The 17,872-nt window shown below is 61.0% G+C and carries 12 protein-coding genes; 4 read left to right on the top strand and 8 right to left on the bottom strand.

Annotated features, from left to right (window positions below; genetic code table 11):
* The first annotated feature begins 28 nt into the window (after positions 1-28).
* Positions 29-991, top strand: a complete 963-nt coding sequence (locus tag KBP52_RS08180; protein ID WP_116030972.1) for an alpha/beta hydrolase — start codon at positions 29-31, stop codon at positions 989-991.
* Positions 992-1,075: 84 nt separating this feature from the next.
* On the opposite strand, the gene KBP52_RS08175 is transcribed toward KBP52_RS08180, so the two are convergent.
* The 5 genes from KBP52_RS08175 to pvdM form a co-directional block, all read right to left on the bottom strand.
* Positions 1,076-3,538, bottom strand: a complete 2,463-nt coding sequence (locus KBP52_RS08175; protein WP_077571885.1) for a TonB-dependent siderophore receptor — start codon at positions 3,536-3,538, stop codon at positions 1,076-1,078.
* 98 nt (positions 3,539-3,636) lie between these two features.
* Positions 3,637-5,286, bottom strand: a complete 1,650-nt coding sequence (locus KBP52_RS08170; RefSeq protein ID WP_116030974.1) for a cyclic peptide export ABC transporter — start codon at positions 5,284-5,286, stop codon at positions 3,637-3,639.
* A 145-nt stretch (positions 5,287-5,431) separates the two neighbouring features.
* Complete coding sequence (locus KBP52_RS08165; protein WP_077571887.1) at positions 5,432-6,340, bottom strand: formylglycine-generating enzyme family protein; 909 nt, start codon at positions 6,338-6,340, stop codon at positions 5,432-5,434.
* Positions 6,341-6,374: 34 nt separating this feature from the next.
* Positions 6,375-7,664: an aminotransferase class V-fold PLP-dependent enzyme gene (locus KBP52_RS08160; RefSeq protein WP_212622577.1), complete on the bottom strand. Its 1,290-nt coding sequence runs from the start codon at positions 7,662-7,664 to the stop codon at positions 6,375-6,377.
* Entirely contained in the window at positions 7,661-9,031 is a 1,371-nt protein-coding gene (gene pvdM, locus KBP52_RS08155; protein ID WP_122597559.1) for a pyoverdine-tailoring dipeptidase-like protein PvdM, read from the bottom strand. Before pvdM ends, KBP52_RS08160 begins: the two co-directional genes overlap by 4 nt.
* Positions 9,032-9,216: 185 nt before the next feature.
* Here pvdM and KBP52_RS08150 point away from each other — a divergent pair, with 185 nt between their 5' ends.
* On the top strand, positions 9,217-10,836 hold the full coding sequence (locus KBP52_RS08150) for a PvdJ/PvdD/PvdP-like protein (RefSeq protein WP_212622576.1): 1,620 nt from the start codon (positions 9,217-9,219) through the stop codon (positions 10,834-10,836).
* A 121-nt stretch (positions 10,837-10,957) separates the two neighbouring features.
* Here KBP52_RS08150 and KBP52_RS08145 read toward each other — a convergent pair whose 3' ends face one another.
* From KBP52_RS08145 to KBP52_RS08135, 3 genes are read right to left on the bottom strand one after another with little or no spacing between them, the layout of a single operon-like run.
* Positions 10,958-12,352 (bottom strand): efflux transporter outer membrane subunit, encoded by a 1,395-nt coding sequence (locus tag KBP52_RS08145; protein ID WP_212622575.1) that lies wholly within the window; start codon positions 12,350-12,352, stop codon positions 10,958-10,960.
* 7 nt (positions 12,353-12,359) lie between these two features.
* The gene (locus KBP52_RS08140; RefSeq protein WP_212622574.1) at positions 12,360-14,333 is read right to left on the bottom strand and encodes a MacB family efflux pump subunit; all 1,974 of its coding nucleotides are present in this window, start codon (positions 14,331-14,333) and stop codon (positions 12,360-12,362) included.
* Positions 14,334-15,506, bottom strand: a complete 1,173-nt coding sequence (locus KBP52_RS08135) for an efflux RND transporter periplasmic adaptor subunit (protein ID WP_212622573.1) — start codon at positions 15,504-15,506, stop codon at positions 14,334-14,336.
* A 322-nt stretch (positions 15,507-15,828) separates the two neighbouring features.
* Here KBP52_RS08135 and KBP52_RS08130 point away from each other — a divergent pair, with 322 nt between their 5' ends.
* Together KBP52_RS08130 and KBP52_RS08125 are read left to right on the top strand one after the other, a co-directional pair.
* Positions 15,829-16,311, top strand: a complete 483-nt coding sequence (locus KBP52_RS08130; protein ID WP_116030988.1) for a sigma-70 family RNA polymerase sigma factor — start codon at positions 15,829-15,831, stop codon at positions 16,309-16,311.
* 134 nt (positions 16,312-16,445) lie between these two features.
* A complete protein-coding gene (locus KBP52_RS08125) occupies positions 16,446-17,780 on the top strand; it encodes a SidA/IucD/PvdA family monooxygenase (protein WP_212622572.1) in 1,335 nt (444 codons plus the stop codon).
* Positions 17,781-17,872 lie beyond the last annotated feature (92 nt).

The raw sequence follows: 17,872 nt of genomic DNA, 5'->3' as shown, positions 1-17,872 counted from the left end.
CTGTGGCTATTTCATAAGGAAACCTGCGATGTCCCTGCATCCGGAACTCAATGCCTTCCTCGACCTGGCCGAAGAAAGCCAGGCCGACGGCCCCGGCCCGTTTCATTTGTCGACGCCGGCTCAGGCCCGGGAGGCTTTCGAGCGCACCACGGAGCAGTTGCGCTGGGGTGCGCCGGCGGATGTCAGTGTCGTGACGCTGCCGTTTACAGCGCGTGACGGTGCCGGCCTGGAATTGCGCCTGTACCGTCCCGCCAATCCGCAGGCCGAGGCGCTGCCGGTGCTGGTGTATTTCCACGGTGGCGGTTATGTGGTCGGCAGTCTGCAATCCCACGATGGCGTGTGCCGCGAGTTCTGCGCCCGGACGCCGTGTGCGGTGTTGTCGGTGGGCTATCGCGTGGCCCCGGAACACAAGTTTCCAACGCCGCTCAATGATGGGGCCGATGCCTTGGCGTGGCTGGCGCAGCACGCTGCGGCTGAAGGTCTGGACATCACGCGCGTGGCCTTCGGTGGCGACAGCGTCGGCGCGACACTGGCGACAGTATTGGCTCTGCAATCGGCGCGCGATCCCGCCTCTCTGGCCGTTACGCCTTGTCTGCAACTGCTCTGCTATCCGGTAACGGATGCCTCGACCAGCAGCCCCTCGACCGAGCTGTTCGGCGAAGGCTATCTGCTGGAAAGCGAGACACTGGAATGGTTTTACCGGCACTACGCCAACGACGCGGCGGATCGTCTCGACTGGCGCTTCTCGCCGTTGCTGGCAACGGATTACCAAGGCATGGCCCCTGCGGTGATTGCCCTGGCCGGTCACGATCCGTTACTGGATGAAGGCCGCGCCTATGCCCGGCGTCTGCAAGAGCAGGGCGTCACCGTGGAACTGATCGAGTACAGCGGTTTGATTCACGACTTTCTGCGTCTGCAGAGCGTGGTGCCGGACATCGATAACGTCTACACCCAACTCACCCAAAGCCTGCGCACAGCCTTGTCACATTAAACACATCCCCTGTAGGAGCTGCCGAAGAGCGGTTTCAGGGCATAAAAAAACCGGGCAATCGCCCGGTTTAGTCGGTGGGGTGGCTTACCAGTCGTAAGACACTTCAACCGATGCAACGCGCTCCTGGCCGTAGTAGCAACCGAACGAGTAGTTGCAGTCCGAGATGTACTCACGGTCAAAGATGTTCTGCACGTTCAGGCTGGTTTGCACACCGCGCAGACTAGGCGACAGTTTGCCCATGTCGTAGCTGACGGTGGTGTCGTAGACAACGTAGGACGGCACGTCGAACGAGTTGGCCGCATCCCCCGGCTTGCGCCCGGTGTAGCGTGCGCCGGCACCAAAGGTCAGGCCGTTGAGCGACGCCTGGGTGAAGTGGTAGTTGGCCCAGACCAGTGCCGAGACCGGCGCCTGAGCTTCGCTGCGGTTGTCTTTGTTGCCCCAGGTGTCTTTGGTGTAGAACGAGTCGAGGTAGCTGGCGGCAGCCATCACGTCGATGTTGTCGAAGGTCGATTTGACTTCCAGTTCGACGCCGCGCGAACGTACTTCACCCGTCTGGGCCTGGTACTGCGGGTAATCGGTGTCGCCGGTCAGCACGTTCTTCTGCTTGATCTGGAACACCGAGGCGGTGATCAGGGTCTGGTCGAACGGCTGGTATTTCACACCCACTTCGTACTGCTGGCCTTCGGTCGGCTCGAAGCCCTTGCCACCGCGTTCAGGTGCTGCGGTGCCGAGGGTTGGCAGGAACGATTCGGAGTAGCTGACGTACGGCGCGAGGCCGAAGTCGGTGACGTACGTCAGGCCCACGCGGCTGGTGAACTTGTGGTCACGCTTCTCTTCGACAGTGCGCGCCAGCAGGTCCTTGTTTTCCACTTCGGCCCAGTCCTGGCGGCCACCGATGGTCAGGATCCACTTGTCCAGTTTGATCTGGTCTTGCAGGTACACACCGGTCTGGCGAATGGTGTTGTCCCACTTGGTGTCCAGTTGTGGCGTGACGCTGCTGGTGTCGTAATTGTTGTTTTCGCCATACAGGTTGATCGGCAACACGTTATAGGCGTTGTAGCCGTCGTACTTGCGGTTGAAATGGCGATAGTCGACGCCCATCAACGTGGTGTGTTCCAGCGCACCGGTGTTGAATTTGTATTCCAGGTTGTTATCGACGGTGTACGCGGTGTTGTGCTGTTTCCAGTTCAGCTTGACCCGATTGGCGCGGGTGTAATCGGTCACGCCGGCGTCATCGGTGACGAAGCTGCGCAGGTAGAAACCCTTGTAGTCATCGCGTACGTCGGTGTAGCGCGCGGTGGAGCGGTACTTCAGATCTTCGGTGAAATTGTGCGTGAAGTCGTAGCCGAAGACGTATTGGTCACGCTTGTAGTCGTTGTATTTGGTGTCGCCGGAGAAGAACTCGCGGTCGATGCGCTCGCCGTTCGGGCCGCGCTTGAGCGAGCCGATCATCGGCAGCGCCTGATAGTCTTCCAGGCCGTCGTCACGCTGGATCTGTGCGAGCAGGGTCAGGGAAGTGTCGTCGTTGGGTGTCCAGGTCAGGCTGGGCGCCAGCAACATGCGCTCGCTGTGCGTGTGATCGACCTGTTGGCCGCCTTTCTTGCCAACGCCGATGACGCGGTAGGTGAACTCTTTCTGATCGTCGATCGGGCCGCTGGTGTCGAATGCGCCATTGACCCGGTCGTAGCTGCCGGCGCCCAGTTTGACCTGGCTGCGCTGCTCGGTGGTCGGACGCTTGGAGACCATGTTGATGATGCCGCCCGGCTGGTTCTGACCGTAGAGCACCGACGACGGGCCCTTGAGCACTTCGATACGCTCGAGGGTGTACGGGTCGATCTGCGGAGCACCGCCCAGGCTACCGGCGTACGGCAGGTAGGCGCCGTCGAGGTACAGCGGGGTCGGCGCGAAGCCACGGCTGGTGATTTCGTCGGCGATGGCGTTGCGGTCGGTGAAGCCACCGACGTTCAGGCCGGGCGTGTAGCGCAGGGCCTGGGTCAGGTTGCGTGCACCCTGGGTCTGTACTTGTTCGGCGGTGACGACGTTGATGGTTTGCGGAATTTCGAGAATCGGCGTGTCAGTCTTGGTGCCGGTGGCACTGCGGGTCGCGACGTAACCATCGACCGGGCCGTAAGCGGATTCCACGGCTTTGCCATTGATGTTGGTCGCACCCAGTTCCAGCGAGTTACCGGAAGATCGGGCGCGCACGGTGACGGTGTTGCCTTGTACGGTGAACATGACGCCGGTCCCCACCAGCATCTGCGACAGCGCCTGCGACGGCGACAACCGGCCGCTGACCGGCTGGCTGCGCAAGCCCTGCACGTCATCGGCGCTGTACAGCACCTGCATGTTCGATTGCGTGCCCAACGCCTGCAGTGCACTTGCCAGCGATTGCGCAGGAATATTGAAACTGACTTCTTCAGCCTGAACATGCGCGCTGAACGGCAAGGCAAGGGCCATGCTGAAAGCAGTGGCACTGAAGCCCGGTTGCAACATGCGACGCATGATCAGCGCCTTGGTAAAACGTGGAATCCCCGGAATTGCTGGCATCGTGTTTCACTCTTGCAGGTTTTAATTGGGTTGTAGTTGTTATCGATTCTTAATTAGACGCACGAGGCTCATAAAACCAGAATGAGAATCGTGGCTATTTACGCCGTTTGCAGTTCCGTAATGACTTTTCCTGCTTCCATGCGCACCAACTGGTCGGCAATGTCGAAATAGCGGTCATCGTGGGAAATGACGATGATGGTTTTGCCCAGACGCTTCAGGTCGGGCAGCAGTTCGGTGTAGAAAATTCTTCTGAAGGTCGGGTCCTGATCGGCGGCCCACTCGTCGAAGACCAGTACCGGACGTTCCTCCAGCCACGCATTGACCAATGCCAGACGCTTGCGCTGACCGGTCGACAGATCGGTGGTGGTGAACGAGCCGTCACGCACGCTGACCTTGTGCGCGATCTCCAGGCGTTGCAGGTACTGGTTGGCGTCTTCGGGAATATGCGTGTCGCCCTGCACCACGTCGTCGAACAGGTAGTAGTCGGCGAAAATCGTCGTGAACAATTGTCGGTAGTCGTCGCGGGTGAGGGCGGTGACCACTTGCTCGTTGAGGCGGATTTCACCCTGCTGCGGCGCGTAAAGTCCCAGCAGCAACTTGATCAGGGTGGTCTTGCCGCAACCGTTTTCGCCGACGATGAAAATGATGTCGCCCTGATCGATCTTCAGGTTCACCGGCCCCAGGCGGAATGGCGTGGCGCCTTCGACGGCCGGGAAGCTGTAGGCGACGTCGGTCAGTTCCAGGCTGTGCACCGGGGTTTTGCGGTTGCCCTGATCGCTGAGCAGCAGGTGCGGCTCTGGCGAGGAGAACTGCTCCGACAATTCGGCAATACGGCGGAAGGCGATCTGCGCGCGGCTGACAATCGGCAGCGTGCCGATCAGATGCTCCAGCGGTCCTTTCATGTACAGCAACACCAGCACGAAGCCGCTCATCACCGCTTTGTCAGTGCTCGGCCAGAGTGACTGCAGGGCCAGCGCCAAACCGATCACCACAAAAAACAGCATCGAACCGAAGGTTTTCGCGACCACGAAAATGTTCACCGAGCGAATCTGCGTGTCGCAGATCTTGTCGGCGGTGTGCTCGATACCCGAGACGAACATGCGGTGCCGGCGCGGGCGATGAATGCGCAACTCTTTGGCGCCTTCGGCAATCGCGTTGTAGTGCTTTTGCAGTTCGTCTTCGGAATCGCGAGCCTCCATGAACCCCTTGATGCCGTGGCCGCGAGCGATGTACTGAACAACGGTGCCGATAATGATCGCCACGACCATCATCAGAAACATCGGCCACGACAGCATCGCCAGATAGCCCATGCAGCCCAGTGTCACGGTCAGGGAAATAGCCAGCGGCGCGAACGCAAAGGCGAAATCGCTGATGGTGTCGACATCGTGGGTCAGCACCGGAATCAGCCGATGGCTGCGATAGCGTTCGATCTGTTCGATCGGCGCCGAGAGGACCTTTTCACCCAGCTCCTTGCGCAGCTTGGCAATGATTTTCTGGCCGACGTAGTTGGTACCGATATCGGAAAAAATCGAACTGACCAGTGCCAGCAGGCACAACCCGGCGAACGCGGCGACCACGGTGTTGGTCAGGCCGCCCTCGGCATGCAGGACATTGTTGATCGTCGCCAGCAGCACGGTAACGCTGAGGCCACCGACCATGCCCAGCAGGATCGAGCCGGCAACAATCAGACGAAAGGGTTTGAGCAGGGTGAACAATTCATTGATCACCCCGCGTGTTGGTTTGCTCATGGAGGTTCCCTGCTTGTAAGAACGACGAAGGCCGGCATCGGTGGCGGCCTTCACCTGGGTGACGTTGAGGGCGGGGGCGCGTCGCTTTGGAGCGCGCCCACCTGTAAAACGACTGGAGGGGGGGTTAATTTAAGCGGCGTGGTCGTTACAGATCGCGGGCAACCCGGAAGCCGATCCAGTCGCCGCGATCGCCGGGCACCAGTGCATTGCGGTTGCCGGAGCGAGAAAACACCGGAGCCTCACCCCAATCGTTGCCACGGATGCGCTTGAATTCACACTTGCCGGTCAGCCAGGCACTGCCATCGCTCGGTGCGCCGACGTAGTTTTCGTTGTAGCAGTCGGCTGTCCATTCGTAGACGTTGCCGTGCATGTCGTACACGCCAAAGGCGTTCGGCGCGAAGCTGCCAGCCGGGGCGGTGAAGTTGTAGCCATCGGCAGCACCATAGGTGTTGGCGTGTTTGGCGATGCTGTATTCCTTGCCTTCATCGAACGGGAAAGGAAACGGGCCGCTGGTGCCGCCACGGGCGGCGTATTCGCGCAGGGATTCGCTGACCAGGCGGTATTGCTTGCCGGTCTTTTTCGACAGCCACGCGACATAGGCGTTGACCTCGGCAAAGTCCATGCACACGGCCGGGTGGCGGTCGGTGTATTGCTTGCGCGGATCACTGCCCTGGTAGTCCGGGATCCCGGCCTTGCAGGCACGACCCGGGCGGTCATCGCCGTCAGGCATCTGGTAGCCGGTGTCTTTGAGGAAGGCGAACCATTCGCCCTTGAGCACTTGAAAACGGCTGATGGCCAAGGGTTTGGCGAACGTCACCGGGTGCATCGGGCCTTCGTCAGGCTCGCGGCCGACTTCGTCTTCCGGGGTGCCCATGGTGAAGGTGCCGGTCGGTAGCACGACCATTTCCGGGCAATCCTTGCAGTCTTTGAACACTTTGCCTGGCGCGGGTGGTGTTGCGGCCTGAGCGGCGCTCGGCAACAGGCCGGCGGCGAGGGCGGCGAGCACCAGGGCAGGCAGGACTTTCAAGGAAAAACGAGGTAACTCACTGTTCATTTCGCGTCTCGCTAAAAGGAAAAAAGGATCGGCTTCACAGGGCCTGGTCGAGGATGTCCAGCAGGCGGTCGATCTGCGCTTCGCTGTTGAGCAAACCGGGGGCGGTGCGGATCACCGGGCCGACATCACGGGTCACGGCATCGGCAACCACGCGGTTGGCCATCAGGTGCGCGGCGATCTTGTCGCTGTCCTTGCCCTTGACCCGGAAGAAGGTGAATCCGGCAGAAAACTCCGCACTCAACGGCGTCACCAGTTCGATCTGTGGGCGTTGCAGCAGGCGTTTTTTCAGGTAGCTATTGAGTTCATGGATGCGCGCCTGCACCTCGGCTTTGCCCAATTGCAGGTGCAACTTGAACGCCTCGGTCAGCGCCCAGCGGTGTTCGAAGGCGTGATAACCGCCCGGTGTCATCGTCGTGGAAAAGTGCTCGGCCTCGGAGAACGTCGGGATGATCGGCGTGACGTATTTCACTTCCGGCGTGCGGCTGCACACGATGCCGGTGCCGCGCGGGCCGAACATCCATTTGTGCGTGCCAGCGATAAAGAAGTCGCAATTCATCGCCGGGAAACTCAGGTCCTCGACGCCAAAACCGTGCACACCGTCGACCACGTAGATGATCCGGTCGCCATCGCTGCGGCCGCGGTTGTGTTTGTCGACCAGCGCGCCGATGGCGCCGAGCGGCAGTTTCACGCCACTGCCCGAATGCACCCAGCACATGCCGAGTACGCGGGTTTCCGGGCGGATGCTGCGGTCGATGTTGGCCAGCAATTCTTTTTCACTGATCTTTTGCGGGTCGTCGAACAGGCGAATCTTGCGCACCTTGGTGCCTTCGCGTTCGCTGCGCAGTTCCAGAATCGTGTGGGTGGCGTAATGCTCGTGTTCGGTGGTGAGGATTTCCTGATCGGCGCGCACGTGCACACCGCCATAAATCATCGTCAGACCTTCGGTGGTGCTGCCGGTCAGGGCGATTTGCCTGGCATCGGCTTGCAGGTATTGGCCGGCCCAGACGCGTACATCGTGTTCGCGCTGTTCGATCACACCGACGTCCCAGTCCATCGCCAGCCCGGGGTTTTTATCGAGGGCGGCGCGGTGCATTTCAATCGCCTCGCGCACCGGTCTCGGGTGGGTGGTGATCAGGAAGTTGGAAAAGTGCAGGTAGTCAGGATCCTGATTGAACAACTGCTGCAACTGCCCCCACTTGTCGCGCGGCAGTGTTGTCGCGGGCGCTGCGGGCGCGGCGGCGGCGACGTTTGGCAGGCTCGCACCCAATGGCAGTGCCGCCGCGAGAATCCCGGCCTGCTTCAAGAAGTCACGACGGTTGCTCATGGCTTGACCGCATCACGAGCAGTGGCCAGCGCCGGTTTGGCAGATTTCTCGACCTGATCCCAGACGCGCAGAAAGTTGCCGCCCCAGAGCTTGGCGATGTCGGCTTCGGAGTAGCCGCGTGAAATCAGTTCAGCGGTGACGTTGCGGATTTCGCCGACGTTCTCCCAGCCTTTGACGCCGCCCCCTTCGTTGAAGTCCGAGCTGATGCCGACGTGGTCGATGCCGATCTTGCGCACCGTGTAATCGATGGCGTCGCCCAAGTCCTTGAGGCTGGCTTTCGGTTCCTCTTCGAGGATGGCGTAGAGCTGGCCGGCGTACTCGCCGAACTTCTGCTCGGACCATGCGGCGATAATCGGGTCGCCCGGCATCAGCGCCATGGCCAGGTTTGGCAGCGGCGGCAGGTCGTAGCGTTTGCGCAGTTCGTTGAGCTTGTCCTGGGTGCCTTGGGTCAGCGGGCGCAGGTACTGCGAGAAACCGACGATCTGCACCACGCCACCGCTGTTCTTGATCAGCTGCAATTCCTTGTCGCTGAGGTTGCGCGGGATGTCCACCATCGCCCGTGGTGCCGAGTGCGACGCCACCAACGGTGTGCGGCTCAGTTGCGCGACCTGCTCCAGGGCCTTGGTCGACATCTGCGAGACATCAATGATCACGCCCAGGTCGTTGAGGCGTTTGACCGCTTGCTTGCCCAGATCCGACAGGCCATCGAGGGCGTCCGGCGAATCATTGAAAAACGGCAGCGGCCGCGACGAGTCAGCCCAGTCGTTGTTGCCGATGTAGCTGAAGCCAAACATGCGCATACCCCGCGCCGTCCACAGATCCAGCAGGTTGAGGTCGTGGCCGAGCGGGTAGGCGTTGAGCATGCTGATGAAAATCGCAAACTTGCCTTCGCCGTGCAGGCGGCGGAAATCGGCAGGGGTGTAGGCGATCCCGACCTGGTTGGGAAAGTCGCGGACCATGCCGGAAATGATCTTGTAGCGGATTTCCTGCTGATTGCGTGCTTCGTCGACGAAACCGGCGGTAGGTTTGTGTGGCGCGTTGGCACCGTTCCAGATTTCCGGCCAGCCGAAAATCGTCAGCGCCGCACCGGACAGGCGACCACGGTTGGCTTTGACCAGATCGAACTGGCCACTGCCGTCCTTGTCGACTTCGTTACCGGTGGTGCCGAAATCCTGGGTGACGGTGATGTGACTGTCGAACGAGAGCATGTGTTCGTGCAGCGCTTCGGCCTGCTGCATGACCTTGTGCGGATAGCCGGGATTGTCCTTGAACCAGATATCCCAGACCGCGAAAGCAGCGCCGGCACTGATCGCCAGAGCCAGCGGCAGGCCAATGAAAAGAGCCTTTTTCGAACGTGGTTTTGTCATTGCCATCTCAGTCAGGTTCGCCGTCGAGGTGCAGGCGCAGAGGCCTTTGCTATCTGGGAAGAACGAGTGAATGGCCGTGGAATTTAGGTCGCCGGGTTAAAAGATCGCAACCCCCATAAATTTACCCGCGCAGCAAACGTTCTAGCTTGGATAAAGCCTGCTTCATGGCTGACACAGGTAGGGCAATGAGGATTTCTCGACGATGGTTCATGGCAGGCCTGGCGTTGACTGGCGCTGCCGTGCCTGCGGCTTATTTCGGGCACCGTGAATGGACGAAGCCTGACCCGACGATTACTCCGGGTGAGGCGTCTTTCGATGTCGCTGACGTGGCCGGGCAGCGCTTGGCCAACGCCTTGCGCGGGGTCTGGAAAATTCGATTTACCGGCATTGACGCCGGCCTCGATGGCTTGCCGGCTGAAGGGCTGGAAGTGTTTGTCGACATCGGTCAGAAGGGCCGGGGCGTGAACGGCTTTCTCGACACCGCCGAGCGTTTGCGCAGTGACGAAACACCTCGTTACCGAATTCTCGGCGATCTGGCCGGGGCCGAGGCTTCGAAACTGAGCTGGCGTCTGCTCGGTACGGACGGTCGCGTCGATTACGAACTGAACATGATCCTCGATGAAGTCTGGGCTGACTTCGGCAATGCCGGCAGCGGCACCCTCAGTGGCACGGTGCAGCGCCTTGATCGCCCGTTGGCCTTGCCCGCTCAGGACAATCGCTTTATCGCGGTCAAATGCCTGTTCCCTGAAGCCCGCCAACGCACGCCACTCAACGAGCCATTGCTGGCGTGGTTAGTTTCGCCCGAACATCGCCTGTTCCATCAGGTCTGGCACGCCACCCGTGACAAGTGGCACACCCTGTCCGAGGACAAGCGCAACGCGTTACGCGGCTTGGGCTGGCAGCCTGGTCCGCGTGACAAGGAGCGCGACGCCCGCGGTGTGCACAAGGATCGCAACGGCTCCGGCATCGATTTCTTTTTCATGCACCGGCACATGCTCGGCACGGCGCGCTCGATGATGGATCTGCCGTCGTGGCAGTTCTTCCCATTGCCGCAACCGGAGCTGATCCGCGATCGCCAGGGCTTCGCGCGCTACTTCGACAACCACGATGGCACGGCGCTGCCGCCAACCTGGCTGGCGGCCGAAGATGATGAATACACCCAGTGGGTCAGCGATCTGAAAACCGCCGAGACCTATCAAAGCAATTTTGAAGTCTGGGAATCGCAGTACCGTGATCCGCAATATCTGTCGAAATTGACGTTGGGCCAGTTCGGCTCGGAAGTGGAACTCGGTCTGCACGACTGGCTGCACATGCGCTGGGCGTCGGTGCCGCGCGACCCTTCCAACGGTCAGCCGGTACCTATGGCGCGGGATCTCGACGACTTCGCCGCGCGCTGGTTCGCCCCGGAAAACGACTTTCTCGGCGACCCGTTCTCTTCCCATGTGAATCCGGTGTTCTGGCATTTCCATGGCTGGATCGATGATCGTGTCGAGGATTGGTATCGGGCGCACGAGCGCTTCCATCCCGGTCAGGTCACGCGCCTTGAGGTTAACGGCGTCAAGTGGTTTGCCCCAGGTCGCTGGGTCGAAGTCGCGGATCCGTGGCTGGGGCCGGACACCCACGGTTGCAGCACCACGCCGGGTTTGCAGGTGGGAAGATCAGTGGAGATGGATCCGGAAACCATGAAACTGGCGCTGCGCATCACCTTCGGCGAAGACGAACAGAAACTCGCCAATCTGTTCCGCCGCGTGCCGCAGCGACCGTGGTATGCGCGCAATCTCAAGCCGAAACAAACTTCGGCTTGAGACCGCGTCATCGTTCTTCGCGAGCAGGCTCGCTCCCACATCGGATCTCATACCTACTGAAGGAACTCGGTCAAATGTGGGAGCGAGCCTGCTCGCGAAAGCGGCCTGACAGGCTGCGCAATTACAAAGCCTGCCACCCACCCCCAAGCGCCTTGTACAAGGCAATGCTCGCCTGCATCCGCGACAGCCGCAGTTGCACGTTCAGGTCCTGCGCCGCATACAGCGTGCGTTGGGTTTCCAGCACGGTCAGCAAATCTTCGGCGCCCGCCTGATAGCGGCTTTGGGCAATGTTGAACGCGGTCTGCGCCTGATTCAGTTCTTCGCTCTGCCACTGGCGTTGTTCATCGAGGCCGCGAATGCTGTTGAGGGCTTTTTCGACGTCGGCAAAACCGTTGATGATCGCGCCGCGATAACTCTGCAGCAGTTCCTCCTGACGCGCCGTGGCCTTGTCGCGCTCAGCGCTCAGGCGGCCGTTGTTGAAGACCGGCGCGAGCAGTCCGGCAGTCAGGTTGTAGAAGGGGCTGCGGATCAAGTCGTCGAACTGGTTGGCCCCCGAGCCTATCTGCGCCGTCAGGGTGACGGCGGGCAGCATGGCGGCGCGGGCGACTTTGACGTCGGCCCGGGCGGCGGCCAGTTGCGCTTCAGCGCGGGCGATGTCGGGGCGGCGGGTGAGCAAATCGCTGGGCACGCCACTGGCAATCCCCGGCCATTGCAGGCGATCGAATGATTCCTGGTTGGCCGCCAACTGCTGTACCGGTTGGCCGAGCAGGGCGGCGAGGCTGATCAAGGCTTCCTGCGCCTGTTGTTGCACCAGCGGCAATTGCCGTTGCTGGGCCGCGACCAGGCTTTTCTGCTGCGCCAGTTCCAGTGCGGTGGCCGAACCCGAATCAAAACGCGTCTGCACCAGTTTCAACACGCTCTGTGCGTTGGCCAGGTTCAGTTCGGCGATGCGGCTCTGCTCGCGCAATGACAAGGTTTGCGCATAAGTGCTGGCGACGCTGCTGAGCAGCGTCAGTTCGACGGTTGCCCGATCGAACTCGCTGGCCTGCAAGGTGAATTGCGCACTGTCGCGGGAAGCGCGTTTGCCGCCCCAGAAATCGATTTCATAGGTGGCGCTCAAACTGGCATCGAAGTAGTCCACAGCCTTGTTGCTGCTGTCGGCATCCAGCTGGCTGTAGCCATTGCCGCGCAACAGTTTCTGCCGATTGGCATTGAGCCCGGCCTTGACCTCTGGAAGCAACGAGCCGCCGGCAATCACTGTACTGGCCTGCGCTTGGCGCACTCGGGCCACCGCAGCGGCAAGATCGAAGCTGCCGACGCGCGCCTGTTCTATCAGGCGATCCAGTTGCGGGCTGCCGAACCGGGTCCACCACTGCGGGTTGTTGCGAGTGATGCTCGCGTGGTGCGGCGATTGCCAGGCAGCAGGCGCTTGCACGCCACTGTCCGGACGTTGCACGGGACTGCCGCAGGCACTGAGGATCAGGCACACGGTCAATAAACTGAGGCGCGGTTTCATAGGTCGATCATTCACTGGTAAGGGCCGTGACCGGGTCGAGCCGGGCAGCTTTGCGGGCCGGCATGAAGCCGAAGACAACACCGGTCACAAGGGCGCAGCCGAAGGCGCCGAGCACCGCGATCAACGAAAATGCCACGGCGACTTCGCTGAGGATCAATACACCGCCGACGATCAGCGCCAGGGCGATCCCGGCGATGCCGCCGACCACCGAGAGCATCACGGCTTCGGTGAGGAACTGGCGCAGAATATCGCGCTGACGCGCACCGGTGGCCATGCGGATACCGATTTCGCGGGTACGCTCGCGCACGGTCATCAGCATGATGTTCATCACGCCGATGCCGCCGACCAGCAGCGAAATCGCGGCAATCGAACCGAGCATCAGCGACAGGGTGTTCTGCGTGCGCGCTTCGGCCTGGATCATGGCGGCGTTGTTGGTCAGCTCGAAGTCCTTCTTGCCGTTGTGCAGGCGCAGCATCAGTTGTTCGATGGCGTGCTCGGCTTGCTTGACCTTGCGCGCATCGGCAGCGGCAATCGCTACGTATTCAGGATCACGGGTGCCGAACAGGCGCACGCTGGCTGCCGAGTAAGGCACGGCGATGCGGTCGTCACTGTCGGAATCGCCGGAGCTGGCGCCTTTTTCCGCCAAGACGCCGACGACCTGGAAGGGGACGTTTTCGATCAGGATGTATTGGCCGATCGGGTTGGCGACGTCCTTGAGCAATTTGTTGCGGACCTTGTGGCCGATCACGGCCACGGCCGAGGCATTCTGTTCGTCTTTCTCGGTGAAGTAGCTGCCCTGAACCACCGGCCAGTTGAAGATGGCCGGGAAGTTGGTGTCATTGCCGCCGACGTAACTCAAGTGGTCGACATTGCCGTAGCGCACGCCGGCTTCGGCGCCGATGACCGGCATGATCCGCTGCACTTGCGGCAGGCTCGCCACCGCGCGGACATCGTCCAGCGTGATGATCCCTGCCGGTGTGCGCGGGTTCGGTGCCGAGCCGCTGAGATAAAGAATGTTGGAGCCGAACGCGCCCATTTGCGCCATGACCTGACGCTTGCTGCCTTCGCCGACTGCGAGCATCACCACTACTGAGGCCACGCCGATGATGATGCCGAGCAGGGTCAGCGCCGTGCGGAAGCGGTTGATCCACATCACGCGCCACGCCGCGTGCAAGGCATCCACCAGCTCGCCTTTCCACGCGCCGGTGGCTTCGGCGCCTTCGCTCAGACGCTTGCGCAAGTCGACCGCTTGCAAGGCGCCGGGGTTGGCGCTGGTCTGGGCTTCGGGGTTGTCTGTGGCGCTGTCGCTGATGATCAGGCCGTCGCTGATTTCGATGATGCGTTTGGCGCGCGCCGCCACTTCGCGATCGTGGGTGATGAGGATCACCACATGGCCCTGACTGGCCAGTTCGTCGAGCAGCGCCATGACCTCTTTGCCGCTGTGGCTGTCGAGGGCGCCGGTTGGCTCATCGGCAAGAATGATGTGGCCGCCGTTCATCAAGGCGCGGGCAATCGACACCCGTTGTTGCTGACCGCCGGAGAGCTGGTGCGGACGGTTGCCGGTGCGTGAGGCCAGGCCGAGGCGGTCGAGCAGGGCGGCGGCGCGGGCATGCCGTTCGGCGGCCGGAGTGCCGGCATAGATCGCCGGCATTTCGACGTTTTCCTGAGCCGAGCCGGACGGAATCAGGTGGTAACCCTGAAACACGAAACCAAAGGCTTCGCGGCGCAGCCACGCCAGTTCGTCGCTGTCGAGGCCAGCGACGTTTTCCCCGGCGAAGCGGTATTCGCCGGACGTCGGTTGGTCGAGGCAGCCAAGGATGTTCATCAGCGTCGATTTGCCGGAACCGGAGGCACCGACAATCGCGACGAATTCGCCGGCGTGGATCGACAGGTCGATACCACGCAGCACATGAACTTCCGGCGCGTCGCCGCCACCGTAGGATTTGCGAATGTCCTGCAGGTCGATCAGGGGCGTTTGCATTTAACCCCCGTTGCCATCAGCCGGGCCGATCAGCAGGTGATCACCTTCACTCAGGCCATCGAGAATCTGCACCTTCAGCCGATCGCTGATACCGGTATGCACCTCGCGGGACTCGATCTGGCCATTGACGGCAACCACCTGCGCGGTCTGCTGGTTGGCTTTGTCGCTGCCTTGCAGGGCCGCCACCGGGGCGGTGAGGACATCCCTGGCCTGATTGGCGACGAAGAATACCTGGGTGGTCATCTCCGCCATCAGTGCGTTGTCGGCGTTATCGACGTCGAGCAAAACCGTGTATAGCACGACCCGGGCGCTGCCGCTTTTGCTGCTGCTGGCCGGGCTGCCACCGCCCTGGCTGGTCTGATCGAGCGGTTTTGGCGGCACCGGGAGGATTTGCCGTACGGTGCTGCTCCAGCGCCGGTTACCGCCGCTGAGGGTAGTGAAATAAGCGGTCATGCCCGGTTTGACATGGCCGATATCCGCCTCGGAAACCTCGGCCCAAACGGTCATCGGCGACAGCTTGGCGATACGCAGAATCAGCGGCGTCTGCTGTTGTGCATTGAGGGTCTGGCCTTCGCGGGCATCGAGGGCGACCACGGTGCCGGCCATGGGCGCATAGATCCGTGTGTAGCCAAGCTCGGCCTGATCGCTGCGCAGGCTGGCTTCGGCCTGACGGATCTGCGCCTGGAACATGTCGATGCGCGCTTGCGTGGCTTTCAGTTCGGCGCGGGCGGTCTGCACGTCTTCCTCGCGGGTTGCCCCGCCGGCCGCCAGATTCTGCTGGCGCTGATACTTCTGTTGCGCCAATTCGTGCTGGGCACGTTGTTCCTGCAATTGCGCCTTGAGGTTTTCGATCGAGAAGCGCCCGGCGTCGAGCTTGGCTCTTTGCGTCGACGGGTCGATTTCCACCAGCAGTTGGCCTTCCTTGACCACGTCGCCGACTTCGACATGGATTTTCCGGATCTGCCCGGACGCCTGCGCACCGACGTCCACGTAACGGCGTGGTTGCAAGGTGCCGAGCGCGGTAACGCTGCTTTCGATATCGCCGCGCGACACTTGCACGGTGGCGAATTTATCCCGGCCCGGCGGCATCATTTGCCACGCGGCATAGCCAACAACGGGGATCAGACAGAGGACTACGAGCAGGGCGCGTCGGGCGGGGCGGGGACGTTTCATGCAGGGTTCCGGCCAGTGGAAATCGGCCCGTCGTTCGGCTGGCACACAGGTTCGGGCAGCACTGAACGCTGTCGCAAGGTGCGACAGACACGGGGAGCTGTCCTGTAAACGATGGAAGTGCAGGGGAATTTAACTGCGGACACACGAAGTTACAGCTATAGAGCAGGACTATTTGTCGGTCAACGACAAACACCACTTTAAATCTATATGAGAATTACTATAAATTACGCACCTCAAGTTGCCACTATCTTGCTACTGCGTTTCGCGCAGCGGTAACTCAGTGAGCTCAAGGACAGAACCCGCAGGTTTGCGGCCGGGAGTCATGTTGGAAAACTACTATCGGGAGCTGGTGTGTTTCCTGAACGCCAAGCTCGGCAACCGTCAGGTTGCCGAAGATGTGGTGCATGACGCCTATCTGCGGGTGCTGGAACGTTCCAGCGACACACCGATCGAGCAACCCCGGGCCTTTCTTTACCGCACCGCGCTCAATCTGGTCATCGACGACCATCGCCGCAACGCTTTGCGCCAGGTCGAATCACTCGAGGTGCTCGATAATGAAGAGCGCTATTTCACCCCGTCGCCCCACGGCACCCTCGATCATGGCCAGCGCCTGGAGATGCTTCAGCGCGCGCTGGCCGAATTGTCACCGCTGTGTCGCGAAAGTTTTCTGCTGCGCAAGATCGAAGGCCTGTCACACCCGGAAATCGCTCAGCAGCTGGGCATTTCCAAGGCTCTGGTGGAAAAGCACATCGTCAATGCCATGAAGCATTGCCGACTGCGCATCAAGCAATGGGATGCCCATTGAACCGTCCGCGTTAAATTTTATTTCACTGTCCTCGTTCCTACTCAACAGACGACCTGCTGTCCTGCTCAAGGCCAGTCAGGTCACTTAGGCTCTCCTTGCCCCTTGTTGAGGGGTTCCTCCAGAGGACACTGGAAATGACTCAGGCAATTGCATCGCCCATCGTTCACGACCTGATCGGCGTCGGTTTCGGCCCTTCGAACCTGGCGCTGGCTATCGCTCTGCAAGAGCGCGGGCCGACCCACGGCGAGCTGGATGTACTGTTCCTCGACAAGCAGGCCAACTACAGCTGGCACGGCAACACCCTGTCGACCCAGAGCGAGTTGCAGATTTCCTTCCTCAAGGATCTGGTAACCCTGCGCAATCCGACCAGTCCGTATTCCTTCGTCAACTATCTGAAGTACCACGGTCGTCTGGTCGACTTCATCAACCTCGGCACCTTTTATCCTTGCCGCATGGAGTACAACGACTACCTGCGCTGGGTCGCCGCGCAGTTCACCGAACAAAGCCGTTACGGCGAAGAAGTGCTGACCATCGAGCCGGTGCTGCACAACCATCAGGTTGAAGCACTGCGGGTGATTTCCCGTGGCAGCGATGGTCAGCAATTTGTGCGTACCACGCGTTCGGTTGTCGTCAGCGCAGGCGGCACCCCGCGGATCCCGGAGGCGTTCAAAGCGCTGAAGGGCGACACCCGCGTCTTCCACCATTCGCAATACCTCTCGCAAATGGCCAAGCAACCGTGCGTGAACAATCAGCCGATGAGCATCGCGATCATCGGTGGCGGCCAGAGCGCGGCGGAAGCCTTCATCGATCTGAACGATTCGTTCCCGTCGGTGCAGGTCGACATGATCCTGCGTGGTTCGGCCCTGAAACCGGCGGATGACAGCCCATTCGTCAACGAAGTGTTCTCGCCGGAGTTCACCGATCTGGTGTTCCAGCAGAACAGCGCCGAGCGTGAGCGTCTGGTCAACGAGTACCACAACACCAACTACTCGGTGGTCGACATCGACCTGATCGAGCGTATCTACGGCATCTTCTATCGTCAGAAGGTCTCGGGGATTGCCCGTCACGCGTTCCGCACCCTGACCACCGTCGAGAAAGCCACCGCCACCGAAAACGGTATCGAACTGGCCGTGCGCAACAACGCCACTGGCGAAGTCACCGTGCGCAACTACGACGCCGTGGTACTGGCCACCGGTTACGAGCGGCAGATGCACCGCAAACTGCTGGCGCCGCTCGAAGAGTACCTGGGTGACTTCGAAGTCGATCGCAACTACAAACTGATCACCGACGAGCGCTGCAAGGCTGGCCTCTACATGCAGGGCTTCTGCCAGGCCAGCCATGGTCTGAGCGACACACTGCTGTCGGTGCTGCCGATTCGCGCGGACGAGATTGCCGGTTCGTTGTATGAACATGGCAAGAACCGTGGGAATCGCTCGATGGCGGATCTGTTGTTAGCAACCGCCAGCTAAGATCAGCGGCGCCTGATACACCGCTATCGCGAGCAGGCTCACTCCTACAATGTTCTGTGTACGCAGGACCAATGTAGGAGTGAGCCTGCTCG

The sequence above is a fragment of the Pseudomonas sp. SCA2728.1_7 genome (assembly GCF_018138145.1).
Taxonomy (GTDB): domain Bacteria; phylum Pseudomonadota; class Gammaproteobacteria; order Pseudomonadales; family Pseudomonadaceae; genus Aquipseudomonas; species Aquipseudomonas koreensis_A.
The sequence above is the reverse complement of the archived record's forward strand: the minus strand, read 5'-3'. Positions and strand labels throughout refer to the sequence as shown.